Origin of the sequence: Aminobacter sp. DSM 101952, from assembly GCF_001424795.1 — a bacterium.
GTDB lineage: Bacteria > Pseudomonadota > Alphaproteobacteria > Rhizobiales > Rhizobiaceae > Aminobacter > Aminobacter aganoensis.
Map to the genome: position 1 here is coordinate 94,613 of NZ_LMCL01000032.1, position 25,743 is coordinate 120,355.

Below are 25,743 nucleotides of genomic sequence, written 5' to 3' on the forward strand. Positions count from 1 at the left end.
CGCCGGGGTGATCTGAACGGCTCCGGCGCCAGGCGCCGTTTCGAGCCGTCAGATCACGTAGGATCGGAGAGGCTCGAAGCCGTTGAAGGCGACCGACGAGTAGGTCGTCGTGTAGGCGCCGGTGCCCTCGATCAGCACCTCGTCACCGATGGTCAGCGACAAGGGCAGCGGGTACGGCGTCTTTTCGTACATCACGTCGGCCGAATCGCAAGTCGGGCCGGCGAGCACGCAGGGCGACTTTTCGTCGGCATCGCGCTCGGTGACGATCGGGTAGCGGATGGCTTCGTCCATCGTCTCGGCGAGACCGCCGAATTTGCCGATGTCGAGGAACACCCAGCGCACATTGTCGTTGTCGGCCTTCTTGGAGATCAGCACGACTTCCGACTTGATGACGCCGGCATTGCCGACCATGCCGCGGCCCGGCTCGATGATCGTCTCCGGGATATTGTTGCCGAAATGCTTGGACAGCGCCTCGAAGATGGCCTGGCCATAGGCCTGGGCCGCCGGCACGTCGCGCAGGTAGCGCGTCGGGAAACCGCCGCCCATGTTGACCATGCCAAGGGTGATGCCCTCTTCGGCAAGCGACGCGAACACCTTCTTGGCGTCGGTCAGCGCACGGTCCCAGGCGGAGAGATCGACCTGCTGGGAACCGACGTGGAACGACACGCCATAGGCGTCGAGGCCGAGCACCTTGGCCTGACGCAGCACGTCGACCGCCATGGCAGGCACGCAGCCGAACTTGCGCGACAGCGGCCATTCGGCACCTTCGCCATCGGTCAGAACGCGGCAGAACACGCGGGCGCCGGGGGCGGCACGCGCGATCTTCTCGACCTCTTCGACGCTGTCGACGGCAAACAGGCGGATGCCCAGTTCGAAGGCACGCGCGATGTCGCGCTCCTTCTTGATCGTGTTGCCGAAGGAGATGCGCTCGGCCGGCGCGCCGGCATCCATGGCCATCTCGATCTCGGCGACCGACGCGGTGTCGAAGGACGAGCCCATCGAAGCAAGCAGGCGCAGGATCTCGGGCGCCGGGTTTGCCTTCACCGCGTAGTAGATCTTGGACTCCGGCATGGCCTTTTCGAAGGCGCGGAAATTGTCGCGCACGACATCGAGGTCGACGACGAGGCAGGGGCCGGACGGACGTCGGGTGGCAAGGAAGTCGAGGATGCGCTGAGTGGCCATAGGTCTCTCCATCGCGCGGTCCTGCCGCGCAAGATCATCAAGCTGCGGGACGGCCGTTCCCGGCCGCGGTATCCCGCGGTGGACAAAGACATGACCGCTATTTGATGGAACCAGCCTGTGGAGACCCTGGATCCATAAATGCGCTTCACGCGGCGGTGAACCTGAGCCAGCCCGGCTTCGGTTCGCTTTGTCTGCCTTGGCTTGGAAATGGGAAGACCCGTTCCGCACTGCCGGCAATGAAGGTGTGCCTCTTCAGTAACCCCGGCTTTTGGACAGCCGGAAGAGAACCAGAAAGGCCCGCACCGTCGTTGCTTCAAGGTGTCCTCGATTTCGCGGTTGGCCGCCAAACCGACTGGAGGGGTTAGCTCCAGTTACCTTACCGATTTCCTCGCCATTCGAGGGATCGGCGGACACCCACAGGCACGTGCGACTTTGGGCAAGCCGGGATATATGCACCACGACCGTCACAATCAATTAAAATCGGACGGTGGGTTGAAAAAATTCAAACGTCGAACAATGCTGGAGATATCGTAAACAGGCTTCGAACGATGACTGGCATGCCCGACCCTTTCAACGCATTTGTCGATACGCCGCAAGTGCCTGTTTCGAATGCAGAAAATGGCCGATTGGCCGGCCTGCGGCTGGCCGTCAAGGACATCTACGACGTTGCCGGCCTCGTCACCGGCTGCGGCAACCCCGGCAAGGCCAGCAGCGGCCTTCCGGCGACCGATACCGCCGTGTCGGTGCAGGCGCTTCTCGATGCCGGCGCGCGATTCGCCGGCAAGACCCAGACCGACGAACTCGCCTTCTCGCTGATGGGCCAGAACGCGCACTTCCCGCACCCGATCAATCCGGCAGCGCCCGGCCGCGTTACCGGCGGCTCTTCGTCGGGTTCGGCCGCCGCTGTCGCCGGCGCGCTTGCCGACATCGCGGTGGGTTCCGACACCGGCGGCTCGATCCGGGCGCCGGCCAGCTTCTGCGGGCTTGTCGGCCTGCGCGCGACCCATGGCCTGATCCCGCTCGACGGCGCGATGAAGCTCGCCCCCAGCCTCGACGTGTTCGGCTGGTTCGCGCGCGACATCGACATCTATGAGACCGTCGCCAAGCTGCTCATCGGCAAGGATGCCCATCGTGGCGAACTGGCCCGGCCGCTGGCGCTCGACTGGCTCGACGCGCTGCCCTCCGGCCCCGCCGAGACCGCCGAATACCGGCGCATACGCGGCGTCGCCGAAAGCGTCCTTGGCCCGGTCGCCAAGGCAGCCCCCCTCGCCTTCACCCCCGACGAGCTCTACTGGTGCTTCCGCAAGGTCCAGGCATATGAAGCCTGGCAGCAGCACGGCGCATGGATCTCGTCCGCAGACCGCGGCCTCGGCCCAGGCGTCAAGGAGCGCTTCGAGTTCGGCGCCACCATCGACGCCGCAACCTACCAGGCCGAGATCGCCAGGCGCGATGCTTTCCGCAGCGCGCTCGGCGCCTTGCTGGGCAACGACGGCATCCTGGTCCTGCCGACGGTGCCCGGCGCGGCCCCGCTCGCCTATGGCACGCATGACGAATTGCTGGCCTACCGCGAGCGGGCACTCATGCTGCTCTGCCTGTCCGGCCTGTCGGGCTTCCCGCAGATCACCCTGCCCATCGGCGCGGTCGAAGGCGCGCCCTTCGGCCTGTCGTTGCTCGGCCCCGCCGGCAGCGACCTCGCGCTGATAAAGCTGGGACGCAAGATCCTGGAAGCTGCCGGCAAGTAGAAACCCGCGCCGCACCGCAGACAAACTACTGCCAGCAATCACCAATGATTAGTCTTGTGCCGCTAGTTTGCCGCGCATGAGCCCATACACGCGCCCGTTGCTGGTATTTGTTGTCATGGCCACGCTGGTTGCGCAGACGCTTACGCGTTTCCTCGACGGCCTGCCCGGCGGCGGTGTCTCCAACGGCGTCCAGGGCATCAATACCCTCCTCGACTTCGTGCTGGTGTCGCGGATCGGCATGGTTCCTTCTGCCGCCGTGCTCGCCCTGCTGACCATCGTGTTCACGATACAGGCCTATCGCAGGCAACATAGCGGTCAGCAACCGACTGCACGCCCTGCCGTCCGGCAACGAACGGCCAAAACAGCAGCGCCGGTCATGCAAGCTCCCTCCGCGGAACGCATGGCCAAGGCGGTCGCAAGGACCAATCTCAAAGTGCCGGACAGGCCGCTGACCGAGGCCGACCGCCAGTTCCTGATCAAGCTTCGGGAGGACTTGTCCGCCCAGCTCGTGCATGAAAAGCAACTCATCGACGCCAAGGGCACCGAACCCCTGGTCGTCCGGCTGGTGCCGCAGATCCCGCTGCGCGACGTCGAACGCCCGAGAAGCTGGCTGGGCGGCGAACCGGCGATGGCCGAACATATCCCCTGGCCCCAGATAGACGGCCGCAACGCCAATTTCCTTGGCCAGATCTGCTGCGCCGATTTGCCTGACGATCTCTGGGACGGGCTGGGGCCGCGCGAAGGCTGGCTCGCCTTCTTCATCCACCCGACCGACTACGCCGTACGCGTGCTGCATCTCGGCGAGATGGGACCATGGCGGCAGGGACCCGACGACCTCAGCATAGCAGGCTGGTCCACCAGCCTGCCCTATGGCAAGTCGCGGCTGATGCCGATCAACGACTGGCCACGCTGGCCCGTCGACCTGATGCCGCTGCGCTCCGGTGATCCCGACCCCAAGCTGGAAGGTCATAGCGAGGCGATCCACGAGATCTACAGGCAGGGTTTCGACGTGGCATCGCCGGAGCATCGCCCCTTCGATCGCGACACCACCCTCGCCATGCTCGAAATCGCCGAGGCACGCCTCGCCGAATATGTGACCAAGGACCTGATCACGCCGATCCGGCAGCAGCTCGAACAGGTATCGAAAAGCCTCGCGCTTGCGGAAGCTGCCGCAGAGCAGCCCGGCAACCTCGCCGAACTGCGCGAACGCGCGGTTACCTTGCCGGCGTTGATCGACGCAAGGACGAAGGGGCAACCCATGCTCGAAGCCGCGCTGGCACAGGTGCGCTCAGTGGCCGAGCGGGTCAGGGCAACATCGGACCAGACGCAGTTGTCGCAAGACCAAATCGCCGCGATCGTGGCCGAACTGGCAAAGTACGACATCATCTATCCGCGAACGCAGCAGGCGCCGCTGACCACCCACAACGGCGACGGCTCCCTGTGGACCTGGGACTTCGAATGCCTGCGTCTTGACCGGGCGCGGCACGCCTACTCCAGATCGCCGGATGCCCTGCCTCCGGCGATGCGCGGCTACTTCGAGGCCATCTGGAAGGACGAGGCCGTGCACGAAATGGCAGGCATGGGCCACATTCCATTCCTCTATGTCCGCCAGTTCGACCTCGACAAGGACGTGACCCTGCTCGAACTGCCCACAAGCAACCTGATGGGCTGGATGTTCGGCGACGTCGAAACGCTGGTGCTGACGATCAGCAAAAAGGACCTAGCGGCGGGCAGGTTCGACGCTGTCAGGACCCAGGTCTCCAACTAGCCGGCACTTTCGGCCCTGACGCATCACGCTTTGTTTGGTTGCCCTTGACCCCTCGCCCGGTGTGAACAATCTTCGCACGAACGTAGATTTTCTTTGAACGAGACCGCAGGCACATGGACACACTCACCCGGATGCGCGCCTTCATCGACGTCGTCGAGGCCGAAGGCTTCTCTGCGGCGGCGCGCAAGATCGGCCGCTCGAAGGCGCTGCTGTCCAAATATGTCCGCGAACTGGAGGACGAGCTCGGCGCCCTGCTGCTCAATCGCACCACCCGCCAGTTCTCGCTGACCGAGGCCGGGCACACCTACTACCGGCGCGCGTCCGAGATCGTCCGCGAGGTCGACAGCCTGGCCGATGCCGTACGCGAATCCTCCGGCGACGTGCGCGGCCGCATCAAGCTGTCGGCGCCGCGCACCTTTGCCGACGCGCCGATCGGCCAGTCGCTGATCGACTTCGCCAAGGAACACCCCGACATCGTGCTCGAGATCCATCTCGACGACCGCTTCGTCGACCTGGTGGAAGAAGGCTTCGACCTTGCCATCCGCATCTCGCGGCTGGAGAACTCGTCGCTGATCGCGCGCCGGCTGGCACCCTTCGGCATCAGGCTGTGCGCCTCCCCTGAGCTGATCGCCAAGTACGGCATGCCGCAGCGCCCGACCGACCTCACCAGCATCCCCTGCATCATCGATACCAACGGCCGCTACCTGTCGAACTGGCCGTTCACCAGCGACACCGGCGAGGCCATGACCGTTTCGGTGAGCGGGCCGATGGAAGTCAACAGCCCGCTGGCGGCACGGGCCGCGGCGGTCGCCGGCCTCGGCTTCGCCATCCTGCCGGATTTCATCGCCGCACCCGACATCGAAGCCGGACGGCTCGTGCCGGTGCTCGACGACAACCGCCCGTCCGCCGGCGGCATCTTCGCGGTCTACCCGCACAGGCGCTATTTGCCGGCCAAGATCCGCGTCTTCGTCGATTTCCTGGTGCAGTGGTTCAAGATCAATCCGTGCGACCATCCCGCAGAATTGAAAGGCTGACGTCCCACTTTCGCCCTGTTTCTGATAATGGTCGGCTTCATTCGAACCGCCGGACCGCAGTGCCATGATTCTGAAAATGCGAACGTCGATGATGGCCGCGGCCGGAGCAGCCCTGCTGGCAACGACGGCGCCGGCGAGCGTTCATCCGCACGTCTTCGCCGAGGCCCGGCTCGACGTCCAGCTCAACCCCGACAACACGGTGAAGTCGCTGCGCCACCTCTGGCGCTTCGACGACCTGTTCTCCAGCACCGTGCTGATGGAGTTCGACAAGAATTCCGACCTCAAGCTCGACGACAGCGAACTGGCAGAGGTCTCCAAGACGGTGTTCGAATCCATCGGCGAGTACAATTACTTCCAGGTCGTCACGCTCGACGGCAAGGACGTGGCCATGAAGCCGCCGGCCGGCCTGATCGCCGATTTCGAGGACCAGCAGTTGATCATCCTGTTCGAGGCGGAGCCGAAGGAGCCGCTGAAGCTGTCTGGCAGGATCGATTTCGGCGTCTACGATCCGACTTTCTACACGGCGATCGATTTCACCGAGGACACCAACCTCAATGTCGCCTCGCTGCCGGCGATCTGCACGCGCCAGGTGATCCGCCCGGATCCCGACGAGGCGATCGCGCAGAACCAGACCAAGCTGACCGACGCCTTCTTCAACGACCCGGCGGGAACGGACATGAGCAAGATCTTCGCCACCCGGCTGGAACTGAACTGCCAGGCAAAGGGCTGACGCCGTGAAGAAATTGACCGTCCGCGCGATCTTCGCCCTGCTGTTGATCAGCTACGTGCTCAGCCACTTCTTCACCGGCCACGCCCATGCCCAGAGCTCGCTCGGCATCGGCACCAACGAGGCCATCGCCCCGTCGACCGGGCTGTTTGCCGGCCTGCTCAACTGGATCAACGTCCACCAGCAGCAGTTCTACCGCTCGCTGACCGGCGCGCTGAAGGCGATGCGCGACGGCGAAGGCAGCGGCATCTGGCTGCTCGTCGGCCTGTCCTTCGCCTATGGCGTCTTCCACGCCGCCGGTCCCGGCCATGGCAAGGCGGTGATCTCGTCCTACATGCTGGCCAACGAGGTGGCGCTGAAGCGCGGCATCATGCTGTCCTTCGTCTCGGCCTTCCTGCAGGGCGTGACCGCGATCGTGCTGATGACGCTGGTGTTCCTCGTGCTGCGCGGCACCTCGGTGTCGATGACCAACGCCACCTGGTTCCTGGAAACGGTGAGCTACGCGCTGATCGCCGCCTTCGGCGCCTGGCTGCTCTGGCGCAAGCTGCGCCCGATGGTCCGCGGCCTGGCCGGCGCGGCCCCGGGCCACAGCCTGTCGGCGGCGCATGCCGGCCCTGCGCATGACCATGACCATGCCGACTGCGGCCACGATCATGGACATGACGGCCACGCGCATCACGGCCACAGCCACCATGGCCATGCCCACCACCATCACTATGCAGGCGAGGTCTGCGCCACCTGCGGCCATTCGCACGCGCCCGACCCGAAGATGCTGGAAGGCAGGCATTTCGACTGGCGCACCGCATGGTCGGCAGTGGCCGCAGTCGGCATCCGCCCCTGCTCCGGCGCGCTGATCGTGCTCAGCTTCGCCTTCCTCAACGGCCTGTGGGCCGGCGGCATCCTGTCGGTATTCGCCATGGCGCTGGGAACGGCGATCACCGTTTCGGCGCTCGCCGTGCTTGCGGTCACGGCCAAGAACTGGGCCGTCGCCATTGCCGGCGACGGGCGCGCCGGCAACCGCGTTCACAATGTCATCGAGATCGGCGGCGCCGCACTCGTCATGCTGCTCGGCCTGGTGCTGCTGGCAGCCAGCCTGAGCGCCTGACCCGGCCGGCCGGTCTGGTCAGAGGCCCTTCTTGCGCTGGCTGCGGCCGCGCAGCCAGAACACGCCGAAGAAGGCCAATACGAAGAACACCGCGATCACGCTCGCGGCCACCGTCGAATAGTTGCCGACGGCCAGCATGATCTTGGGCAGGAAATAGGCAAACAGGCCGAAGCCGCCCAGGAAGATGGCTGCGGCAATAGCGGAATTTCGCGTCTTGGTATCCATCGGCTATCGCCCCAGCTTCCTGATGTTGCCGGGTCCGGTCCCGGTGTGGCTTACCCCTCATAGCGCCAGCCGGCGCATCAGCCAACGCGCCAGGGACGGTTCCTTTGTCGCATGCCTGTTCCGAGCGAGCCCGCTGATTGCGGGCGCCGGTGCTCTCAGGCGCCGAACTCGGCTCGGAAATCCTCCAGCCGCCGTTTCTGCTGGCCCGCAGCATCGAAATTGGCCGGGTCGAGCCAGGCCTCGTAGGCCCGTCGCAATGTCGGCCATTCACTGTCGATGATCGAATACCAGGCTGTGTCGCGGTTTTCGCCTTTGGCGACCATGTGCTGGCGGAAGATGCCCTCGAACTTGAAGCCGAAGCGCTCGGCGGCACGCTTGGACGGCTCGTTGTTGTTGTTGCACTTCCATTCATAGCGGCGGTAGCCGAGGTCGAAGGCATAGAGCGCAAACAGGAACTGCGCCTCCGTAGCCGCCGGCTTGCGGGCGACGATGTCGCTCCAGTAGATGTTGCCGATCTCGATGACGCCATGGGCCGGATCGATGCGCATCAGCGTCTGGCGGCCTGCCATCCTGCCGCTCGCCTTGTCGATGACGACGAAAAACAGCGGGTCTTCGCTCGCCGCCGATTTGTCGAGCCAGGGCTGGAAGTCTGCGCGGCTCTGCGGCTTGGTGTCGAACAGCCAGCGGAAACGGCCTTCGGCATCCTGTGCCGTCGCCATCTCGTACAGGCGTTCGCCGTGTTTTGCCGCGTCAAGCGGCTCGAGGCGGACATAGCGCCCCTCAAGGTTGACGCGCTCGGGGCGCGGCCGCGGCTTCCAGTCCTGCAGGTTCTCGGACAAGGACGTCTCCAATTCGTTTGACATGGTCGCCCCAAGTCTCGCAAAAATCACCTGCCCCCAACAGAACCAGACGGACAGCCGGAATGCTCCACACGATTGCCGCTTTCGACCGCCTCGGCGAGGAAAATGCCTTTGCCGTATTGGCCCGTGCCACGGCCCTGCTCCACGAGGGGCGCGATATCGTCAACCTGGGCATCGGACAGCCCGACTTCCGCACGCCGGAACATATCGTGGAAGCGGCCATCAAGGCGCTGCGCGACGGCCACCACGGCTACACCCCCGCCAACGGGCTGCTGGCGACACGCGAGGCGGTGGTACGGCGAACGCTGGCCACCACCGGCGTCGAGGTTTCCCCGGAAAGCGTCATGATCATGCCCGGCGGCAAGCCGACGATGTTCGCCGCGATCCTGATGTTCGGCGAACCGGGGGCAGAGATCCTCTACCCCGACCCGGGCTTTCCCATCTACCGCTCGATGATCGAGTTCACCGGCGCGACCCCGGTTCCGGTGCCGATGCGCGAGGCCAACGGCTTTGCCTTCTCGGCCGAGGAGACGCTGTCGCTGATCACCCCGAAGACGCGGCTGCTGATCCTCAACTCGCCGGCCAACCCGACGGGCGGGGTGACTCCGCGCACCGAGATCGCCAAGCTGGTCAAGGGACTGGAAGCCCATCCCCACGTCGCGATCATGTCCGACGAGATCTACGACGTCATGACCTATGACGGCGAAAGCCACAGCTCGCTGCTTGCCTTCCCCGAGATCCGCGACCGGCTGATCATCCTCAACGGCTGGTCCAAGACCTGGGCGATGACCGGCTGGCGCATGGGCTGGTCGATCTGGCCGAACGGACCGCAGAGCGGCAATCTATACGACAAGGTACGCAAGCTGGCGGTCAACTGCTGGTCATGCGTCAACGCGCCGAGCCAGTATGCCGGCATCGCTGCGATCGACGGCCCGCAGGACGACGTCGACAGGATGATGCGCGCCTTCGACAGCCGCCGCCGCATCGTCGTCGAGGGGCTGAACGCCATCGACGGCATTTCCTGCATCTCGCCCAAGGGCGCCTTCTACGCCTTCCCCAACATCGAAAAGACCGGCTGGAAGGCCAAGAAACTGGCATCTGCACTGCTCGAGGACGCCGGCGTGGCCCTGATCGGCGGCCCCGACTTCGGCATCTTGGGCGAAGGCTACATCAGGCTGTCCTACGCCAACTCGGAAGAGAACATCCTGCGCGCACTGGAGCGGATCGAGGCGTTCCTCGCGAAATAGGGCCGAGGCTCACCCGCGCCCGACATAGGGCATCTTGGTCGCCATCACGGTCATGAACAGCACGTTGGCGTCGAGCGGCAGGCCGGCCATGTAGACCACCGCCTCGGCGACGCGCTCGACGTCCATCACCGCTTCCGCGGCGATCGAGCCGTCGGCCTGCTGCACGCCGACAGTCATCGGCACGGCCATTTCGGTCAGCGCGTTGCCGATGTCGATCTGGCCGCAGGCGATGTCGAAGGGGCGCCCGTCGAGCGCCAGCGTCTTGGTCAGGCCGGTGATGGCGTGCTTGGTCGCGGTGTAGGGCACCGAACCCGGGCGCGGCGCATGGGCCGACACCGAACCGTTGTTGATGATGCGGCCGCCCATCGGCTCCTGCCTGCGCATCGCCGCGAACGCCGCGCGCGAGCACAGGAACGAGCCGGTCAGGTTGACCGCCACGACATCGTTCCAGGCCTCGACGGGAATCTCGTCGATGGTGGAGGCCTTGTAGCCCATGCCGGCATTGTTGAAGAGCAGATCGACCCGCCCGAACGCCTCGGTGATGGTCTCGAACATGTCGTCGACCTGATCGGGCCTGGTGACGTCGCAGACCGCGGCCAGGGCGCTGGCGTCGGTCTTGCCGGCGTCCGCTATCGCCGCATCGAGCGGTGCCTTGCTACGGCCGCAGAAGACGGTGTTCCAGCCGTCCCTCAGCAGCGCGGTCGCCACCGCCTTGCCTATGCCCTTGCCAGCACCGGTGACCACTGCAACCCTGTTGCTTGCCATGATGAAGCTCCTCCATGCGCATGACCAATCGCCGGCGGACGATCATTTAGCGTCGACAATCTAGAGCGCCGACCCAGGCAAAACCAGATCGGGCGTCTCGATTGTAGCGATGGCGCAAAGGATGCGGGCACAGAAAAAGGGCGGTCATTGGCGACCGCCCAGTTTTTCATCGAACCGTGCTTGGGAGGAGGAGAGCCGATCCGAGTAAGAAAAGGATGCGCCTGCTCGGTTAACAAATCCTTAACGTGAAAAACGGCCTTTTAGCCGCTTTTCCCGGGCCTCCCGCCCGGCACCTACCAGCGTGGGTTGACCTGCGGATTGGCCGTTGCCTCGACCGGCACCTTGACGCTCGACACCGTCGCCTCGACATGGTCGACCAACGCGTCCGGCAGCTTCAGCCGGCCGGCGAGCAGGTCGAGATAGCCGCGTTCGGCGCGCGTGTCGGGATCGATGGCAAGGCGCGAGGCCGTGTAGAGCTCGACCTTCTGGGCGTCGGTCTGGGCTGCGGCGACGATCGAATCGAGATCCAGCGGCGCATCGAGCTCGGCCATCAGGAACTGCTCCGCCTCGGAACCGATGCCGGACAGGCTGAGCTTGTCGCCGATCTTCTTGCGCTCGTCGTCGTCGATATGGCCGTCGGCCTTGGCGGCGGCGATCATGGCGCGGATCAGGGTCAGCGCGAATTCGGTCTCGCCCTGGGGCGCCTGCGAGGGATGGAAGGAATTGTCGGCCGGCGGCGGCAGAAGCTGCGGCTCGGCTTCGGGGGCGGCGGCGGTCTGCTCGGGGGCATTGCCGGCCTTGTAGTTCTGGTAGGCCTTGTAGGCGAGGCCGCCGATGGCCGCGAGACCGCCGACCTTCAGCGCCGTGCCCGTGACCTGGCGGCCGGCACCGGTCCCGAGCAGCACCGCGACCAGCGCACCTGCAGCAAGCGGATTGTCCTTGGCCATTTGCGTCGCCTGTCCGGCCTTGTCGCGCACGGTGGAGCCGGTGCCAGGGATCTTGGAGCCGAGGAGATCGTCGAGCAGCTTCTTGGGGTCGAACATGGATGCCTCCGGTTGGAAATGTCGGTCGCCGAGAGGTAGGCGGACGATCGCGACATTACAATGACGCCGGCCAATTTGGCGATGCAATCCGGATACAGCCGTTCAACTGCCGATGTGAGGGGCGTCGCCGCGTTGTTCTGCCAGTTCTACTTGGCGGTGACGCTCGGCATAGCGGGCGCGATCCGCCTCGCTGCGGCTGTCGTGGCAATGCGGGCAGGAAACGCCCGACAGGAATTTCGGCGACTGCAATTCCTCGGGCATGAGCGGATGCCGGCAGGCACGGCAGAGCTCGGCCTCGCCGACGGCAAGGCCGTGCGCCACAGAGACGCGCTCGTCGAAGACGAAGCACTCGCCCTGCCACAGGCTGTCCTCGGCCGGCACCTCCTCGAGATATCTAAGGATGCCGCCCTTGAGGTGGAACACCTCGTCGATGCCGAGCGACTTCACATAGGCCGTCGCCTTTTCGCAGCGGATGCCGCCGGTGCAGAACATCGCCACCTTGCGGCCTTCGAGCTCGCTGCGATGGTTCTCGACCCAGCCCGGGAACTCGCGGAAACTTTTGGTCTGCGGGTCGACCGCGCCGGAGAACGTGCCGATAGAAACCTCGTAGTCGTTGCGCGTGTCGACGACGATCGTGCCGGGGTCGGAAATGAGGGCGTTCCAGTCCTGCGGCTCGACATAGGCGCCGACGCTGGCGAGCGGGTCGATGCCCTCGACGCCCATAGTGACGATCTCGCTCTTCAGCCGCACCTTCATGCGGTGGAACGGCATTTCGCTCGCCGTGCTGTACTTGACTTCGAGACCGGCGAGTTCGGGAATCGCTTCGAGATGGGCGACCAGCTCGGCAATCGCCTCCTCGGTCCCCGCGACCGTGCCGTTGATGCCCTCGCGGGCCAGCAGCAGCGTGCCCTTGATGCCTTTGCCGCAGCAGAAGGCGGCAAGCGGGGCGCGCAGATCCTCGAAGCGCTCCAGCCGGCAGAAGCGGTAGAGGGCGACGACGCGGTACTCGAAATGAGGCGTGGAAAGATTCATGGCGTGAGCCACTAGCGCTTCGCCTCATTTTTTTCAACGTGCAGCTGAAAGTGGAGCGATTACAGGCGGTTCCTGATTCGGGTCGGGCCTCGTGCCGGAAAAGACGGGCGAAACCTCGGGCTGCCTTTTCCACGCCTGCCGAATTCCGGCGACAATGGTTGCGACGAAACGGAGAGTGTCGCGCATGTTCAGCAAGCAGACGGCCGATGAAATCGAGAAGGCGGCGAGCGAATTCGGGCTGGAGCCGGCCGCGCTGCTCGCCATTGCCGAGATCGAGAGCGCCGGCCAGGTCTTCGCAAGGGTCGACGGCCGCAACGAACCGCTGATCCGCTTCGAGGGGCACTATTTCGACCGCAGGCTTTCCGACGACAGGCAGGCAAGGGCACGCGCGGCGGGCCTGGCCTCGCCGACGGCCGGCGCCGTCGCCAACCCGCGCGGCCAGGCGGCACGCTGGCAGATGCTCGAACAGGCGGCCGGCATCGACCACCAGGCCGCCCATGAATCGACCTCGTGGGGCCTCGGGCAGGTGATGGGGGCGCACTGGCTGTGGCTCGGCTTCGACAATGTCGACGGGCTCGTCGCCGAGGCCCGCTCCGGGGCTGCCGGCCAGGCACGGCTGATGGCCCGCTACATCAACAAGGCCGGGCTCAAGGACGCGCTCAACGGCCATGACTGGGAAGCCGTCGGGCACGGCTACAACGGCCCTGGCTTCCGCAAGAACAACTACCATACCAAGCTGGCAGAAGCCTATCGCAGGCAGATCGACGGGCCGGCACCCGGCGACCTGACGATGCAGGTCGGCTCGCGCGGCGAACTGGTCACCGAATTGCAGGAAACGCTCGTCGCGCTGGGCTACCCCGTCGACACCGACGGCATCTATGGCCCGGGAACCGCGTCTGCGGTCAGGACGTTCCAGGCCGAGCACGGCCTTGCCGCCGACGGCATCGCCGGCGAACGCACGCAAGGCGCGATACGCACAGCCTTGCAGCCTGCGACCGGCGGGCTGTGGCCGGCGCTCAGATCCTGGCTGGCCGGGATTTTCGGTCGATCTTAGAAGGCTGGACCTGTATGACACGCAGAGCAGCCCAGACCTCCTGACGACACCCGGGCACCATGTCGCTGCAGGCTTCGTGGACTTGATCCGCCGGGTCTGTTAAATCGGTTGAAAATTGAGAACGGAGCGAGTGCCATGACCAGCAAAACCCAGAAACTGCTTGCGCTGCTGGATGGCCAGCCGGTCATTCCGGTGCTGAAGATCGAGCGTGCCGCCGATGCCGTGCCGCTGGCCCGCGCCCTGGCCCGCGGCGGCCTCCGGGCGATCGAGATCACCTTGCGGACCGACGAAGCGCTGGAATGCATCCGCCGCGTCGCCGCCGAGGTCGAGGACTGCATCGTCGGCGCCGGCACGATCCTCAACGCCCGCCATTTCGACGAGGCCGTTGCCGCCGGCTCGAAGTTCATCGTCAGCCCCGGCCTGACCCGCGAACTGGCCGCCCATGCCGCCAAAAGCGACGTGCCGCTGTTGCCGGGCACCATCACGCCGGGCGAGATCATGGGCGCGCTCGAGGCCGGCCTCGACTTCCTGAAATTCTTCCCCGCCGAGCAGGCCGGCGGCGCGCCGTTCCTCAAGGCCCTCGCCTCGCCGATCGCCGACGTCAAGTTCTGCCCCACCGGCGGCATCTCGGCCAAGAACGCCAGGGACTATCTCAGCCTGCCGAACGTCGTCTGCGTCGGCGGCTCGTGGGTTGCCCCGGACGAGATGGTCAAGGCCGGCGACTGGGCCGGGATCGAGGCGCTGGCGGCGGAGGCCAACAAGCTGCGCAAGAGCTGACGCGCGGTCGCTGCAAACAAAAAAGCCGCGCTGGTTACCAGCGCGGCTTTTTTTGTTTGTCTCGTCGTCCGGTCAGTTGTTCTCGAAGCGAGCCACCGACAGGAACTTCACGGCGCTGCCGGAGAAGCGGTTGGCATCCGCCGACTGGCTGCCCTGCTGGAAGCCGGCCGTATAGACCTCCTTCGGCGCGGTGCGGACCATGTTGTAGGCAAAGCCCGGAGCCTTGGTATTGGTCGTGACCGTCGTCACCTGCTCGCCGCTGCGCAGGGCCCAGCGTGCGGCATCGGGCGCTGCTGCGACCACGACGGCCTTGGGATCGGGCTTGGCTTCCTCGGCAACGGGACGCGCCGACTTGCGGGTGGTCTTGACGCTGCCGCCGATCGCCGCGGCCGGGTCCTGGCCCGCCGAAAGCGAGGCAATGGCAGTCTTCGGCGTCGCAGCCTTGGGCGCGGCGGTGGCCACGACCTCGGGCTGGTCGAACACCGACCGCTGCTCCGGCACCGGCGCGAGAGCTGCAACCTCGAACTCGTCGTCGGCAGCTTCCTCGGCTGGAATGTCGTCGGCCGCTGCGAGCGCCGCTTCCACCGTCATGTCCTGCGGACGGGCCGAAGGCAGCGGCGCGCCGCTTGCCACAGCCGGCATGTCGTCGGTGGAGGCGAGCGCCATCAGGACGTTCTGGTTCTCGGGCGCGAGCTCGGCCGGCGGATTGTAGTTGGGACGCCTGGTCGGCAGCGGCACATTGGCCGCAATCTGCTGTTCGACCGCGGTCGGCTGCTCGCCTTCGGCCAGCGGCGCGGATGCGGCACCGAACGGCACGTTTTCTGCGGTCGCCATGCCGACTTCGGCCTGCGGCCGCGGCGCGATGCCGGGCAGCGGCACGCTGCGGGCGGGAAGTGCCGCGAGAATGGTCTCCGGCGCGTCCTCGGCAGGAGCCTCGTCGGCCATCTGCGGCAGTTCTGCCCGCTGGGCGTTTTCCGGCGCCACGATCTGGATGCCGGGCAGAGTCTTGGCAGCGGGAGATTCGGCAACGGCCCTGGCGGTCGCCTTCGGCTTCGGCGCCACGGCGGCCACGGCGATTTCGCCGGTATCCTCTTCCTCGTCGGCACCGCCGCCACCAAACAGCGCGGCAAACAGGCCGCCGCTGCGCTTGGACGGCGACGACGAAGCGCTGGCAAGAACCATCTCGCCACTCTTCTTGCGCGACTGATAGGAGGCCAGCGCCTGCTCGAAACCGGGCAGCGGCTTGCCGTCGCTCGGCACGTGCAGCGTCTTGCCGGATGGGAACACCGCGACGAGTTCCTTGCGGCTCATGCGCGGCCAGTGGCGCACATTGCCGACATCCATGTGGATGAAGGGCGAACCGGAGCGCGGATAGTAGCCGACGCCACCGGCCTGCACGCGCAGGCCCGAGTCACGCAGCTTCTTCAGCGGCACGCCGGGAATGAAGAAATCCATCGCCTTGCCGAGCATGTGCTGGCTTTTTTCGGCAACGCCGCTCGAACGGCTGCGCAGAAGCGAATTAGTCGCGGGCGACCGATAAGCAGACACGACATGGATATAGTCGCGGCCGCCGGCGGAACGATAGGCCTCCCAGACCACGTCGAACAGTCGCGGGTCCATCTTGGTCGGCTCGTTGCGGCGCCAGTCGCGCAGGAACTGATTGAGCTTCTTGAGCCCGGCAGCGTCGTATCTGCCGTTGCGCTTGAACGTGATCTCAGCCCGCTCACCCGTATGGGTGTAATAAAGCTTGAGGGTCCGCGTTTCGGCGGAGGCTGTCGCTTGAGAAGCTGTCAGGAAACCAAACGTTAGCATCGCGGCCGTAAGCCACTTTTGCCAATTATTCGATTTCGAGCGACGCCCTTCGGTGTTCTCGATCCTGTTCAAATCAAAAGGCCCTGTTAGGCTGCCATCTGTCCCCGGATTTGAAGCCCGGACACTGTTACGGATTCGTGTCCGAATATCGATCCTAATGGTTAATCACTGCTTATTGAAGGCAAAATGCGGTAACACCATGGCGATATCCCAGCAAAAGGGAATCTCAGAATTTCATGGTAAACCGCTGGTTTATACGACAAAAATGTCGCTGAACAAATCGGCGCGCGGCCACAATTGGCTGCGTCCCGCAAGCGACACGCAAGCTTTAATTCCAGATCGGCGAGGAAAACATCACGACGCGAGTCGTTCGCTGCGACCGGTTTCCGGATCGATCCCGTATTCCTTGAGCTTGCGGTAGAGCGTCGAGCGGCCGATGCCGAGGCGCCGCGCCACTTCGCTCATCTGACCGTTGTAGTGCTCGATGGCGAGCCGGATCATCTCGAATTCCACGTCGGCCAGCGGACGGACATTGCCGCGCTCGTCGAGCGCCCGCAGCATGCCCGGACGCAGCTTTTCCGACACGGCGGCCAGCGGCGCGACCGGCGCGGGCCTGTCGGCTGGAACATCGGCAAGCCCCTGCCTCGCCTGGCCGCCAAGGTCGACGACCCCTTCCACCTGGGCGCGGATCTGCGGGAACTCGTCTTCGGTCAGCACGTCGCCTTCGGAAAGCACGCAGGCACGGAAGACGGCGTTCTCGAGTTGCCGGATGTTGCCCGGCCAGTCATAGGCCTGGAGCAGCGCCAGGGCATTTTCCGAGATCGCCGGGATCCTGCCATGCGCGCTCGCCGGTGCGACCCGCGAGATGAAATGGCCGACCAGGAGCGGAATGTCGTCGCGGCGGTCGCGCAGCGGCGGCACGAAGATCGGATAGACGTTGAGGCGGTAGAACAGGTCCTCGCGGAACTTGCCGTCCTTGACCTGCTGCAACAGGTTGCGGTGCGTCGCCGAGATCAGCCGGATGTCGACCTTGACGGTGCTGCGGCCGCCCACCGGATCGACCTCGCCCTCCTGCACGGCGCGCAGCAGCTTGACCTGCACGTCGAGCGGCAAGTCGCCGATCTCGTCGAGGAACAGCGTGCCGTTGTTGGCCTCGACGAACTTGCCCGGATGCTTTTCCGTCGCGCCGGTGAACGAGCCCTTCTCGTGGCCGAACAGGATGCTCTCGACGAGATTGTCGGGAATCGCGCCGCAATTGACGGTGACGAAGGGTTTCGAGCGGCGGTCGCCCGAGCCCTGGATTGCGCGGGCGACGAGTTCCTTGCCGACACCGGATTCGCCCTCGATCAGGATCGGGATGTTCGATGCCGCAGCCTTCTGGCCAAGCCGGATGACCCGGTCCATGGCAGGGCTTCTGGTGATCATGTCGCGGAAGGTGAGCAGCCCGCCGCTGCGGCGGGCCGTGCGCCGAACCGTATTTTCGACCGCTTCCACCTTGAGCGCGTTGGCGATCGCCGCCTGGAGCTTTTCCGGGGATGCCGGCTTGACGACGAAGTCGAAGGCGCCGTTGCGCATCGCCGATACCACCGTGTCGATGCCGCCCTGCGCGGTCTGGACGATGACCGGAAGCGTGATGTCGCGTTCGCGCATCGCCTTGAGCACACCGATCCCGTCGAGCCCGGGCATCGACAGGTCGAGGATGAGCGCACCGATCTCGCCGCCGCGCGCGCCGTCGAGCATGCGCAAGGCAGCCTCGCCGCCGTCGACGGCGATCGCGGTATGGCCAAATTTCGTCACCGCGGCGTCGACCAGGCGACGTTGGACGGGATCGTCATCGACTATAAGAATCGAACCTGCCATGAATGTCCGGTATATGCCCGTAGCTGCTGATTGGATGTGGATCATCCTGGCACAGGGTTCTAAATAAGGTTTCAAAAAAGCCGGTGAACGAATCCCTTAGGATTTGAATCGACTGGCCCAGGGACGTGAAAAGGAAGACGCAATGCGTTGGAATTCCGGGCAAGAGATGTCAGCCACCGCTTCCGCCAGGGGCGCGGCGGGGTTTGGCGAGCTGCCCGAATGGGATCTCGCCGACCTGTATGCCGGCATGGACGCGCCCGAGCTCGCACGCGATCTCGACAAGGCGTCAGTCGATGCGGTGGCTTTCGAGGCGCGCTGGAAAGGCACCCTGGCCATCGAGGCCGAACGGGGCACGGCCGGCAAGCTCGGCCAGGCCATGCAGACCTACGAGGCGCTGGAAGAGCTGGTCGGGCGCGTGGTCTCCTATGCCGGGCTCGTCTATGCCGGCGACACCTCCGACCCCAAGCGCGCCAAGCTTTACGGCGACGTCCAGGAAAAGATGACCGATGCCAGCGCGCATTTGCTGTTCTTCGCGCTCGAACTCAACCTCGTCGACGACGCGCTGATCCTCAAGGCGCTCGATGCCGATCCTGAATTCGGCCACTACCGGCCCTGGGTGCTCGACCTCAGGAAGGACAAGCCCTACCAGCTCGAGGATCGCGTCGAGCAGTTGTTCCACGAAAAGTCGATCACCGGGCGCGGCGCCTGGAACCGCCTCTTCGACGAGACGATGACCGACCTGCGTTTCGACATCGGCGGCGAGGAACTGACGCTGGAACCGGCGCTGAACAAGCTGCAGGACCCCGATGGCGAGGTGCGCAAGGCAGCCTCCGATGCGCTGGCCGCGACGTTCCGCAAGAACCTGCGCGTCTTCACGCTGATCACCAACACCCTGTCCAAGGACAAGGAGATTTCCGACCGCTGGCGCGGCTTCGAGGACATCGCCGATTCCCGCCACCTCGCCAACCGTGTCGAGCGCGAGGTCGTCGACGCGCTGGCCGCCGCCGTGCGCGAGGCCTATCCGCGCCTGTCGCACCGCTATTACGCGATGAAGGCCAAGTGGCTCGGCACCGAGGTGATGAACCACTGGGACCGCAACGCCCCGCTGCCCGAGACGCCGCAGGCGGTCATCGGCTGGGACGAGGCCAAGGACACGGTGCTGACCGCCTATCAGCGCTTCTCGCCGGAAATGGCCGAGATCGCCCGCTCGTTCTTCGACCGCCGCTGGATCGATGCGCCGGTGCGACCCGGCAAGGCGCCCGGCGCCTTCGCCCATCCGACGGTGCCGTCGGCGCATCCCTACGTGCTGCTCAACTACATGGGCAAGCCGCGCGACGTCATGACCCTTGCCCACGAGCTCGGCCACGGCGTGCACCAGGTGCTGGCCGGCGGCCAGGGCGCGCTGATGGCCTCGACGCCGCTGACGCTGGCCGAAACGGCAAGCGTGTTCGGCGAGATGCTGACCTTCCGCTCGCTACTTGAACGCACCACCGACAAGCGCGAGCGCAAGGCGATGCTGGCCCAGAAGGTCGAGGACATGATCAACACGGTCGTGCGCCAGATCGCCTTCTACGAGTTCGAGCGCAAGGTGCATTCCGAGCGCAAGAACGGCGAGCTTACCTCCGACCAGCTCGGCCAGTTCTGGCTCGAAGTGCAGGCCGAGAGCCTGGGGCCCGCGATCAAGCTGCGCGACGGCTACGAGGTGTTCTGGTCCTACATCCCGCACTTCATCCATTCGCCGTTCTACGTCTATGCCTACGCCTTCGGCGACTGCCTGGTGAACTCGCTCTACGCGGTCTACCAGAATGCCGAGCGCGGTTTTCAGGACAAGTATTTCGAGATGCTGCGCGCCGGCGGCACCAAGCATCATTCCGAACTCCTGAAGCCGTTCGGGCTCGATGCCACCGATCCCGCCTTCTGGCAGAAGGGGCTTGCCGTGATCAGCAACCTCATCGACGAACTGGAAGCGCTGGACTGAGCCCGGTTCTATCGCAAGCACGCTGACATCATGACTGGTCCCACATCTCCATTCGTCCTGTTCCGGGACGACCCCGCTGGCCGCGAGGTGCTGTTCGAAGCGCCCCGCGAGATCATCCTTGCGCATGACGCGGCGGATTTCTTCCCGGCCTTGCAGGCAGCCCAGGCGGCGCATGAGCAGGGCAAGTGGCTTGCCGGCTATTTCTCCTACGAGGCCGGCTACCTGCTGGAGCCGAAGCTGCGGCCGCTGTTGCCCGAGGGGCGGCGCACGCCGCTGGTCTGCCTCGGCGTGTTCGACCAGCCGTCGGACCGGGATCGCGCGCCGTCGCGCGAGCCTGCGACCAACGGGCCGATCTTCGATGCGCGGGCGACGTGGTCGGAGGCCGACTATGGGCGCCAGTTCAGCAAGCTGCACCAGCATTTGCGCCAGGGCGACTGCTACCAGGCCAACCTGACCTTTCCCGTGCATGCGCAATGGTCCGGCACGCCGCTCGACGCCTTCGACGCGCTGATCGCCCGGCAGCCGGTGAAATACGGCTCGCTGGTCTCGCTCGGCGGGCCCGTCGTACTGTCGCGTTCGCCCGAACTGTTCTTCGACATCGACAGCGAGGGCTGGATCGAGACCCACCCGATGAAGGGCACCGCCCCGCGCGGCAAGACGCCCGAAGAAGATGCGGCGCTGAGGGAGTTCCTGCGCAACGACGAGAAGAACCAGGCGGAAAACCGCATGATCGTCGACCTGCTGCGCAACGACATCTCGCTGATCAGCGAAGTCGGCTCGCTCGACGTGCCCGAACTGTTCCGCATCGAGAGCTATCCGACGGTACACCAGATGGTCAGCACCGTCAGGGCGAAGCTCCTGCCCGGCCTCAGCATCGAGCAGGTGTTTGCCGCCCTCTTCCCCTGCGGCTCGATCACCGGCGCGCCCAAGATCCGGGCGATGGAGATCCTGCACGATCTCGAAGGCACGCCGCGCGACGTCTATTGCGGCGCCATCGGCTGGATCGCGCCGGGCGGCACCATGCGCTTCAACGTGGCGATCCGCACCATCACGCTCTTTCCCGACGGCGAGGCCGTCTACAATGTCGGCGGCGGCGTGGTGTTCGATTCGACCGCCGAAGCGGAGTATGCCGAATGTCTTCTGAAAGCGCGGTTCGCGACGGGCTCGGTTCCGGCTTCGAACTGATCGAGACGATGCGCTGGGAGCCGCAAGGCGGCTTCCTGCGCGGCGGCCGGCACCTTGCCCGGCTCGCGGCCTCGGCCGAGACGCTCGGCTTCGGCTTCGACGGGGCGACGATCGAACAGGCCTTGGCCGGGGCCACAGGCGGTGACACGCCGCTCAGGATCCGGCTCGTGCTTGGGTTCAACGGCAAGGCCGAAGTTACGAGCCAACCCTTCGTTCCGCTGGTGCCCGACGCCGCATGGACGCTGCGTATCGCGTCCACGCGCCTCGCCTCGACCGACCCGCTGCTTCGCCACAAGACCACGCGCCGCGAGGCCTACGATGCGGCACGCGCCGAATTCCCGCGCGACGATGCCGACGAGGTGCTCCTGCTCAACGAGGGAGGCGAAGTCTGCGAAGGCACCATCACCAATCTCTTCATCGACATGGGCGACGGCGGCCCGCTCAGGACGCCACCCCTCGCCTGCGGCCTGCTGGCAGGCGTGCTGCGCGGCGAGATGATCGACAGGGGCGAGGCCGTGGAAGCCAAGGTGACCGTCCACGATCTCGCAGCCGCGCCGAGGATATTCGTCGGCAACTCCCTGCGCGGGCTGATTGGAGCTCGGGTCCCCGAGGCTCGCTTGGCTTGACGCACTCATCGACCAGCGCATACATTGTGCTCATGTGTGTTCGCGGAGATGACAATGACGAACAGCAACACATTTTCCGTGCGGCTTCCTCCTGAAACCAGGCAGGAGTTGGAGGACTACGCCAAGTCCACGCAGCGTTCGAGCGCCTTCATCGTCAAGGAAGCCGTCGAGGCCCATCTGGCCGAGCGCCGTGCTTATCTGGCTGCGATCCGGGAAGCGGTCGACGAGGCCGACGAAAGCGGTGAGTTCATTTCATGGGAAGCGACGTCGAAATGGCTTCGCTCATGGGGAACTGCGGATGAACTGCCGCCTCCCGAACCGGATGTCTTCACCAAGAACGCCAAATGAAAATCCGGCTGACGAAAGCCGCGATCAGGGATTTGCGCGAGGCGCAAACGCATATTGCCGCAGATAGCGAGGAAGCGGCACGTCAACTTGTGCTGCGGCTGGACAGGGCCATCACCCTGCCCGGGGAGAAACCGACCATCGGCCGGCCCACGTCCGAAAAGGCCATACGCGAATGGTCCGTTCCCGGCCTGCCGTTTCTCATCCCCTATCGGATTGCAGATGATGCGGTCGAGATAATCCGCCTGTTCCATACCAGCCGAATGCGTCCACCACATTGGCTATGACCCCCACCCACACGCCCTATGACGGCAGCTCGAAGCCTTTCGCCATCGGCCTGAAGCAGGCCGACCCACGCGACTGGATCGAGCTCGACGGCCATCTCGACGCCTATCTCGCGGAGAAGGACCGGCTCTATGCCGAACTGCCCGACAAGGTTTTCGTCGCCGAGCCGGACACGCGCCCGGCCCAGCGGGAAGTGCTCGACCTTCTGGTCGCGCACCTGACCGAACGCTTTCCCGAGACCTACAGTCTGGAGAACGGCCGCTGCACCATTGCCGGCACGGGCCGCACGGTCGACGTCGAAAACCCCGGCGACAACCCGCTGATCGCCGCCTCGAAGCTGGTGCAGGAAGACCTGATCCTGATGCGGCAGGGCGGGAATGGCTGGCGGCTGGCCGCCGGTTCGCTGTGCTTTCCCTCGTCCTGGAGGTTGACCGAAAAGTTCGGCCTGCCGATGCACGACATCCACGGCCCCGTGCCCGGCTTCGGCCCCGGCACCCGCATGGCGGAGCTGATCGCGCGCATGTTCGACAAGCTTGCCGTGCTTGTGGAACGTTTCAACTGGTCGATCCAGGCGGATGGCTCGCTCTATCACCCGCTTTCCGACCGCCAGCGCCTCGCCCGCTCGGCCGAGACGGCGACGACGTTTCCCGGCGCCGACGTCGCCGCTCACGCCTTCATCCGCGTCGAGCGGCAGACCTTGCGCAAGCTGCCCGTCTCCGGCGACGTGCTGTTCACGATCCGCATCCATCTAGATCCGCTGGCGGTGCTCGCCCGCCACGAGGACCGGGCCAGACTGGCCGCGTCCTTCGCCGAACAGCTGATGAGCCTCGACCGCGACCAGCTCGATTACAAGGGCCTCGCCGCCGACCGCGACAGGCTCGTCGGCTTCCTCGGCGACGTCGCGAAAGCCGGCTAATAGCGGCATAACGTCCAGCATCCACAGCATCTGGGGCTGAGGATTCGCTTTATTGTGACAAGCATGTATGGTTTAGCCGTTGAAGCCGGGTCAATTGGGGCCCGGCTCTTTTAGTGTGAGAAGGAGTGCCATAAAAAATGGCGAATGAAAAATGGCCCGTTTACGGTGAGATTACTGGACCTGTAGTGATGATCGGCTTCGGCTCGATCGGCCGCGGAACGCTCCCCCTCATTGAACGCCATTTCAAGTTCGACAAGTCGCGCATGGTGATCATCGATCCCAGCGACGAAAACCGGAAGATCGCGGATGAGCGCGGCATCAAATTCATCCAGGAGGCGGTATCCAAGGACAATTACAAGGACCTGCTGACGCCACTCCTGACCAACGGCGGCGGCCAGGGCTTCTGCGTCAACCTGTCGGTCGACACCGGCTCGGTCGACCTCATGCATCTCTGCCGCAAGCTTGGCGTACTCTATGTCGACACCGTGATCGAGCCCTGGCTCGGCTTTTACTTCGACAACAACGCCGGCAATGACGAGCGCACCAACTATGCGCTGCGCGAGACGCTCCTGGCCGAACGGCGCAAGCATCCCGGCGGCACCACCGCCGTCTCCACCTGCGGCGCCAACCCGGGCATGGTCTCGTGGTTCGTCAAGCAGGCGCTGGTCAACCTCTCCAAGGACCTCGGCATCGAATTCGAAGAGCCGGCGCAGCATGACCGCGAAGGCTGGGCTGCGCTGATGAAGAAGGCCGGCGTCAAGGGCATCCACATCGCCGAGCGCGACACCCAGCGCACCAAGAACCCCAAGCCGATGAACGTGTTCTGGAACACCTGGTCGGTCGAGGGCTTCATCTCGGAAGGCCTGCAGCCGTCCGAGCTCGGCTGGGGCACGCACGAGAAGTGGAAGCCCAAGAACGCCAAGAAGTTCAAGCACGGCAACAAGGGCGCGATCTATCTCGAGCAGCCCGGCGCCAACACCCGCGTCCGCACCTGGTGCCCGACGCCGGGCGCGCAGTACGGCTTCCTCGTCACCCACAACGAGGCGATCTCGATCTCCGACTTCTTCACCGTGCGCTCGAAGAAGGGCAAGGTGACCTACCGGCCGACCTGCCACTACGCCTACCATCCCTGCAACGACGCGGTTCTGTCGATGCACGAGATGTTCGGCGCCGCCGGCAAGCCGCAGCCGGTTCACCACGTTCTCGACGAGGACGAACTGGTCGACGGCATCGACGAACTCGGCGTGCTGCTCTACGGCCACGACAAGAACGCCTACTGGTTCGGCTCGCAGCTGTCGCTGGAACAGGCCCGCAAGCTCGCGCCTTACCAGAACGCAACCGGGCTTCAGGTCTCGTCGGCGGTGCTCGCCGGCATGGTCTGGGCATTCGAGAACCCGGAGGCAGGCATCGTCGAGGCCGATGAAACCGACTACAGGCGCTGCCTGGAAGTGCAGCTTCCGTATCTCGGACCGGTCAACGGCTACTACACCGACTGGACGCCGCTCGAAGGCCGCCCCGGCCTGTTCGAGGAGGATCTCGACAAGGACGATCCCTGGCAGTTCCGCAACGTGCTGGTTCGCTAAGGCACAACCGAACGCCATTCCTGGAACGGAATGGCGTTCTATTTCCTTATAGAAACACGATCCCGAAAATGCCGATGGCTTTTCGGGATTTTGTTCTGAGCCTTGCCTTCATCTCCAAATCGGGCGATTGAAGACAGGCGGACTGAGGAGAGGATTCTTGATGACGACTTCGCGCAAAATTGCTTCGGCCGGAGTACTCGCCCTGCTTGCGGCCGCCATCGCCGGCTGTTCGACCAGCGGCGGATCTTCGGGTGGCGGCTCGCGGCCCGCGCCGACGGGCGTCGAAGGCGCCTGGCTTGACGCCAAGGGCACCGGACTGTCGACCTTCCAGGCTGGCGCATTCCAGACGGTCGCCACCGACACCGGCCAGAAGCTGTCCGATGGCACCTACATCCTGACCGGCGCCAACTCGGTGCAGATCAACGGCACGTCGCTGATCCGCCAGTCGCCGATCAGCTTCAATTGCCTGCTGATCTCGGCCAACCAGCTCAACTGCACCAGCGGCACCAACCAGCAGTTCACCTTGACCAGGCGCTCGGCCTGATCCTGGCTTTGCGCCCGCCAAGGCGGGCGCAACACTTGCGCTGACGCT

General features: G+C 65.1%; 24 protein-coding genes. 16 read left to right on the forward strand and 8 right to left on the reverse strand.

The annotated features are described in order from the left end of the window. Positions 1-48 precede the first annotated feature (48 nt). Complete coding sequence (gene odc2 / locus ASC75_RS20540; protein WP_055979588.1) at positions 49-1,182, reverse strand: ornithine/lysine decarboxylase; 1,134 nt, start codon at positions 1,180-1,182, stop codon at positions 49-51. Between the two features lie 548 nt (positions 1,183-1,730). On the opposite strand from odc2, the gene ASC75_RS20545 reads away from it, so the two are divergent. The 5 genes from ASC75_RS20545 to ASC75_RS20565 all read left to right on the forward strand — a co-directional run bounded on the left by ASC75_RS20545 (position 1,731) and on the right by ASC75_RS20565 (position 7,558). Then, a complete protein-coding gene (locus ASC75_RS20545; RefSeq protein ID WP_055979591.1) occupies positions 1,731-2,924 on the forward strand; it encodes an amidase in 1,194 nt (397 codons plus the stop codon). A 115-nt stretch (positions 2,925-3,039) separates the two neighbouring features. Continuing rightward, on the forward strand, positions 3,040-4,692 hold the full coding sequence (locus ASC75_RS20550) for a DUF1963 domain-containing protein (protein ID WP_055979594.1): 1,653 nt from the start codon (positions 3,040-3,042) through the stop codon (positions 4,690-4,692). Between the two features lie 113 nt (positions 4,693-4,805). Continuing rightward, complete coding sequence (locus tag ASC75_RS20555; RefSeq protein WP_055979597.1) at positions 4,806-5,726, forward strand: LysR family transcriptional regulator; 921 nt, start codon at positions 4,806-4,808, stop codon at positions 5,724-5,726. 64 nt (positions 5,727-5,790) lie between these two features. Beyond that, the gene (locus ASC75_RS20560; protein WP_055979600.1) at positions 5,791-6,456 is read left to right on the forward strand and encodes a DUF1007 family protein; all 666 of its coding nucleotides are present in this window, start codon (positions 5,791-5,793) and stop codon (positions 6,454-6,456) included. 4 nt (positions 6,457-6,460) lie between these two features. Beyond that, positions 6,461-7,558 carry a nickel/cobalt transporter gene (locus ASC75_RS20565; RefSeq protein WP_055979603.1) on the forward strand — a complete coding sequence of 366 codons (1,098 nt, stop codon included), beginning with the start codon at positions 6,461-6,463 and terminating at the stop codon, positions 7,556-7,558. 18 nt (positions 7,559-7,576) lie between these two features. On the opposite strand, the gene ASC75_RS20570 is transcribed toward ASC75_RS20565, so the two are convergent. Next, the gene (locus ASC75_RS20570; RefSeq protein ID WP_055979606.1) at positions 7,577-7,783 is read right to left on the reverse strand and encodes a hypothetical protein; all 207 of its coding nucleotides are present in this window, start codon (positions 7,781-7,783) and stop codon (positions 7,577-7,579) included. A gap of 155 nt (positions 7,784-7,938) precedes the next feature. After that, a complete protein-coding gene (locus ASC75_RS20575) occupies positions 7,939-8,622 on the reverse strand; it encodes a GNAT family protein (protein ID WP_055980250.1) in 684 nt (227 codons plus the stop codon). An 83-nt stretch (positions 8,623-8,705) separates the two neighbouring features. Between ASC75_RS20575 and ASC75_RS20580 the strand changes: the two genes are divergently transcribed. Beyond that, positions 8,706-9,890, forward strand: coding sequence for a pyridoxal phosphate-dependent aminotransferase (locus ASC75_RS20580; RefSeq protein ID WP_055979609.1), 1,185 nt, complete (start codon positions 8,706-8,708; stop codon positions 9,888-9,890). A gap of 9 nt (positions 9,891-9,899) precedes the next feature. Here ASC75_RS20580 and ASC75_RS20585 read toward each other — a convergent pair whose 3' ends face one another. From ASC75_RS20585 to ASC75_RS20595, 3 genes are all read right to left on the reverse strand, one after another. Further along, a complete protein-coding gene (locus ASC75_RS20585) occupies positions 9,900-10,655 on the reverse strand; it encodes an SDR family oxidoreductase (protein ID WP_055979612.1) in 756 nt (251 codons plus the stop codon). A gap of 293 nt (positions 10,656-10,948) precedes the next feature. Beyond that, on the reverse strand, positions 10,949-11,698 hold the full coding sequence (locus tag ASC75_RS20590) for a tellurite resistance TerB family protein (RefSeq protein WP_055979615.1): 750 nt from the start codon (positions 11,696-11,698) through the stop codon (positions 10,949-10,951). A 102-nt stretch (positions 11,699-11,800) separates the two neighbouring features. Next, positions 11,801-12,730 carry a rhodanese-related sulfurtransferase gene (locus tag ASC75_RS20595; RefSeq protein ID WP_055979618.1) on the reverse strand — a complete coding sequence of 310 codons (930 nt, stop codon included), beginning with the start codon at positions 12,728-12,730 and terminating at the stop codon, positions 11,801-11,803. Between the two features lie 184 nt (positions 12,731-12,914). On the opposite strand from ASC75_RS20595, the gene ASC75_RS20600 reads away from it, so the two are divergent. Together ASC75_RS20600 and ASC75_RS20605 are read left to right on the forward strand one after the other, a co-directional pair. Then, positions 12,915-13,784 (forward strand): N-acetylmuramidase domain-containing protein, encoded by an 870-nt coding sequence (locus tag ASC75_RS20600; protein WP_055980254.1) that lies wholly within the window; start codon positions 12,915-12,917, stop codon positions 13,782-13,784. A gap of 135 nt (positions 13,785-13,919) precedes the next feature. Next, positions 13,920-14,561: a 2-dehydro-3-deoxy-phosphogluconate aldolase gene (locus ASC75_RS20605; protein WP_055979621.1), complete on the forward strand. Its 642-nt coding sequence runs from the start codon at positions 13,920-13,922 to the stop codon at positions 14,559-14,561. Positions 14,562-14,633: 72 nt separating this feature from the next. Here the strand turns inward: ASC75_RS20605 and ASC75_RS20610 are convergent, their stop codons facing one another. Together ASC75_RS20610 and ASC75_RS20615 are read right to left on the reverse strand one after the other, a co-directional pair. Beyond that, positions 14,634-16,373, reverse strand: coding sequence for a DUF882 domain-containing protein (locus ASC75_RS20610; RefSeq protein ID WP_055979624.1), 1,740 nt, complete (start codon positions 16,371-16,373; stop codon positions 14,634-14,636). A gap of 354 nt (positions 16,374-16,727) precedes the next feature. Continuing rightward, entirely contained in the window at positions 16,728-18,233 is a 1,506-nt protein-coding gene (locus ASC75_RS20615) for a sigma-54 dependent transcriptional regulator (RefSeq protein WP_055979629.1), read from the reverse strand. Positions 18,234-18,375: 142 nt separating this feature from the next. Between ASC75_RS20615 and ASC75_RS20620 the strand changes: the two genes are divergently transcribed. The 8 genes from ASC75_RS20620 to ASC75_RS20655 all read left to right on the forward strand — a co-directional run bounded on the left by ASC75_RS20620 (position 18,376) and on the right by ASC75_RS20655 (position 25,695). Continuing rightward, positions 18,376-20,211, forward strand: a complete 1,836-nt coding sequence (locus tag ASC75_RS20620; protein WP_055979632.1) for a M3 family oligoendopeptidase — start codon at positions 18,376-18,378, stop codon at positions 20,209-20,211. A 30-nt stretch (positions 20,212-20,241) separates the two neighbouring features. After that, the gene (locus ASC75_RS20625) at positions 20,242-21,396 is read left to right on the forward strand and encodes an aminodeoxychorismate synthase component I (protein ID WP_055979635.1); all 1,155 of its coding nucleotides are present in this window, start codon (positions 20,242-20,244) and stop codon (positions 21,394-21,396) included. After that, complete coding sequence (locus ASC75_RS20630) at positions 21,345-22,022, forward strand: aminotransferase class IV family protein (RefSeq protein WP_055980257.1); 678 nt, start codon at positions 21,345-21,347, stop codon at positions 22,020-22,022. The genes ASC75_RS20625 and ASC75_RS20630 overlap by 52 nt, the downstream gene beginning before the upstream one ends. 54 nt (positions 22,023-22,076) lie before the next feature. Beyond that, positions 22,077-22,370: a transcriptional regulator gene (locus tag ASC75_RS20635; RefSeq protein WP_156381338.1), complete on the forward strand. Its 294-nt coding sequence runs from the start codon at positions 22,077-22,079 to the stop codon at positions 22,368-22,370. Beyond that, a complete protein-coding gene (locus ASC75_RS20640; RefSeq protein ID WP_055979642.1) occupies positions 22,367-22,654 on the forward strand; it encodes a type II toxin-antitoxin system RelE/ParE family toxin in 288 nt (95 codons plus the stop codon). Before ASC75_RS20635 ends, ASC75_RS20640 begins: the two co-directional genes overlap by 4 nt. Further along, positions 22,651-23,568: a DUF3445 domain-containing protein gene (locus ASC75_RS20645; protein WP_055979644.1), complete on the forward strand. Its 918-nt coding sequence runs from the start codon at positions 22,651-22,653 to the stop codon at positions 23,566-23,568. The genes ASC75_RS20640 and ASC75_RS20645 overlap by 4 nt, the downstream gene beginning before the upstream one ends. A gap of 137 nt (positions 23,569-23,705) precedes the next feature. Continuing rightward, the gene (locus tag ASC75_RS20650; RefSeq protein WP_055979650.1) at positions 23,706-25,151 is read left to right on the forward strand and encodes a homospermidine synthase; all 1,446 of its coding nucleotides are present in this window, start codon (positions 23,706-23,708) and stop codon (positions 25,149-25,151) included. A 160-nt stretch (positions 25,152-25,311) separates the two neighbouring features. Further along, positions 25,312-25,695 carry a hypothetical protein gene (locus tag ASC75_RS20655; protein WP_055979651.1) on the forward strand — a complete coding sequence of 128 codons (384 nt, stop codon included), beginning with the start codon at positions 25,312-25,314 and terminating at the stop codon, positions 25,693-25,695. The last annotated feature ends 48 nt before the right edge of the window (positions 25,696-25,743 follow it).

Bases quoted from the DNA above. Each gene is read 5' to 3' on its own strand.
- odc2 (WP_055979588.1), bottom strand. From the start codon at position 1,182: ATGGCCACTCAGCGCATCCTCGACTTCCTTGCCACCCGACGTCCGTCC.
- ASC75_RS20545 (WP_055979591.1), top strand. From the start codon at position 1,731: ATGACTGGCATGCCCGACCCTTTCAACGCATTTGTCGATACGCCGCAA.
- ASC75_RS20550 (WP_055979594.1), top strand. From the start codon at position 3,040: ATGGCCACGCTGGTTGCGCAGACGCTTACGCGTTTCCTCGACGGCCTG.
- ASC75_RS20555 (WP_055979597.1), top strand. From the start codon at position 4,806: ATGGACACACTCACCCGGATGCGCGCCTTCATCGACGTCGTCGAGGCC.
- ASC75_RS20560 (WP_055979600.1), top strand. From the start codon at position 5,791: ATGATTCTGAAAATGCGAACGTCGATGATGGCCGCGGCCGGAGCAGCC.
- ASC75_RS20570 (WP_055979606.1), bottom strand. From the start codon at position 7,783: ATGGATACCAAGACGCGAAATTCCGCTATTGCCGCAGCCATCTTCCTG.
- ASC75_RS20580 (WP_055979609.1), top strand. From the start codon at position 8,706: ATGCTCCACACGATTGCCGCTTTCGACCGCCTCGGCGAGGAAAATGCC.
- ASC75_RS20585 (WP_055979612.1), bottom strand. From the start codon at position 10,655: ATGGCAAGCAACAGGGTTGCAGTGGTCACCGGTGCTGGCAAGGGCATA.
- ASC75_RS20590 (WP_055979615.1), bottom strand. From the start codon at position 11,698: ATGTTCGACCCCAAGAAGCTGCTCGACGATCTCCTCGGCTCCAAGATC.
- ASC75_RS20595 (WP_055979618.1), bottom strand. From the start codon at position 12,730: ATGAATCTTTCCACGCCTCATTTCGAGTACCGCGTCGTCGCCCTCTAC.
- ASC75_RS20600 (WP_055980254.1), top strand. From the start codon at position 12,915: ATGTTCAGCAAGCAGACGGCCGATGAAATCGAGAAGGCGGCGAGCGAA.
- ASC75_RS20605 (WP_055979621.1), top strand. From the start codon at position 13,920: ATGACCAGCAAAACCCAGAAACTGCTTGCGCTGCTGGATGGCCAGCCG.
- ASC75_RS20610 (WP_055979624.1), bottom strand. From the start codon at position 16,373: ATGCTAACGTTTGGTTTCCTGACAGCTTCTCAAGCGACAGCCTCCGCC.
- ASC75_RS20615 (WP_055979629.1), bottom strand. From the start codon at position 18,233: ATGGCAGGTTCGATTCTTATAGTCGATGACGATCCCGTCCAACGTCGC.
- ASC75_RS20620 (WP_055979632.1), top strand. From the start codon at position 18,376: ATGCGTTGGAATTCCGGGCAAGAGATGTCAGCCACCGCTTCCGCCAGG.
- ASC75_RS20625 (WP_055979635.1), top strand. From the start codon at position 20,242: ATGACTGGTCCCACATCTCCATTCGTCCTGTTCCGGGACGACCCCGCT.
- ASC75_RS20630 (WP_055980257.1), top strand. From the start codon at position 21,345: ATGTCTTCTGAAAGCGCGGTTCGCGACGGGCTCGGTTCCGGCTTCGAA.
- ASC75_RS20635 (WP_156381338.1), top strand. From the start codon at position 22,077: ATGACGAACAGCAACACATTTTCCGTGCGGCTTCCTCCTGAAACCAGG.
- ASC75_RS20640 (WP_055979642.1), top strand. From the start codon at position 22,367: ATGAAAATCCGGCTGACGAAAGCCGCGATCAGGGATTTGCGCGAGGCG.
- ASC75_RS20645 (WP_055979644.1), top strand. From the start codon at position 22,651: ATGACCCCCACCCACACGCCCTATGACGGCAGCTCGAAGCCTTTCGCC.
- ASC75_RS20650 (WP_055979650.1), top strand. From the start codon at position 23,706: ATGGCGAATGAAAAATGGCCCGTTTACGGTGAGATTACTGGACCTGTA.
- ASC75_RS20655 (WP_055979651.1), top strand. From the start codon at position 25,312: ATGACGACTTCGCGCAAAATTGCTTCGGCCGGAGTACTCGCCCTGCTT.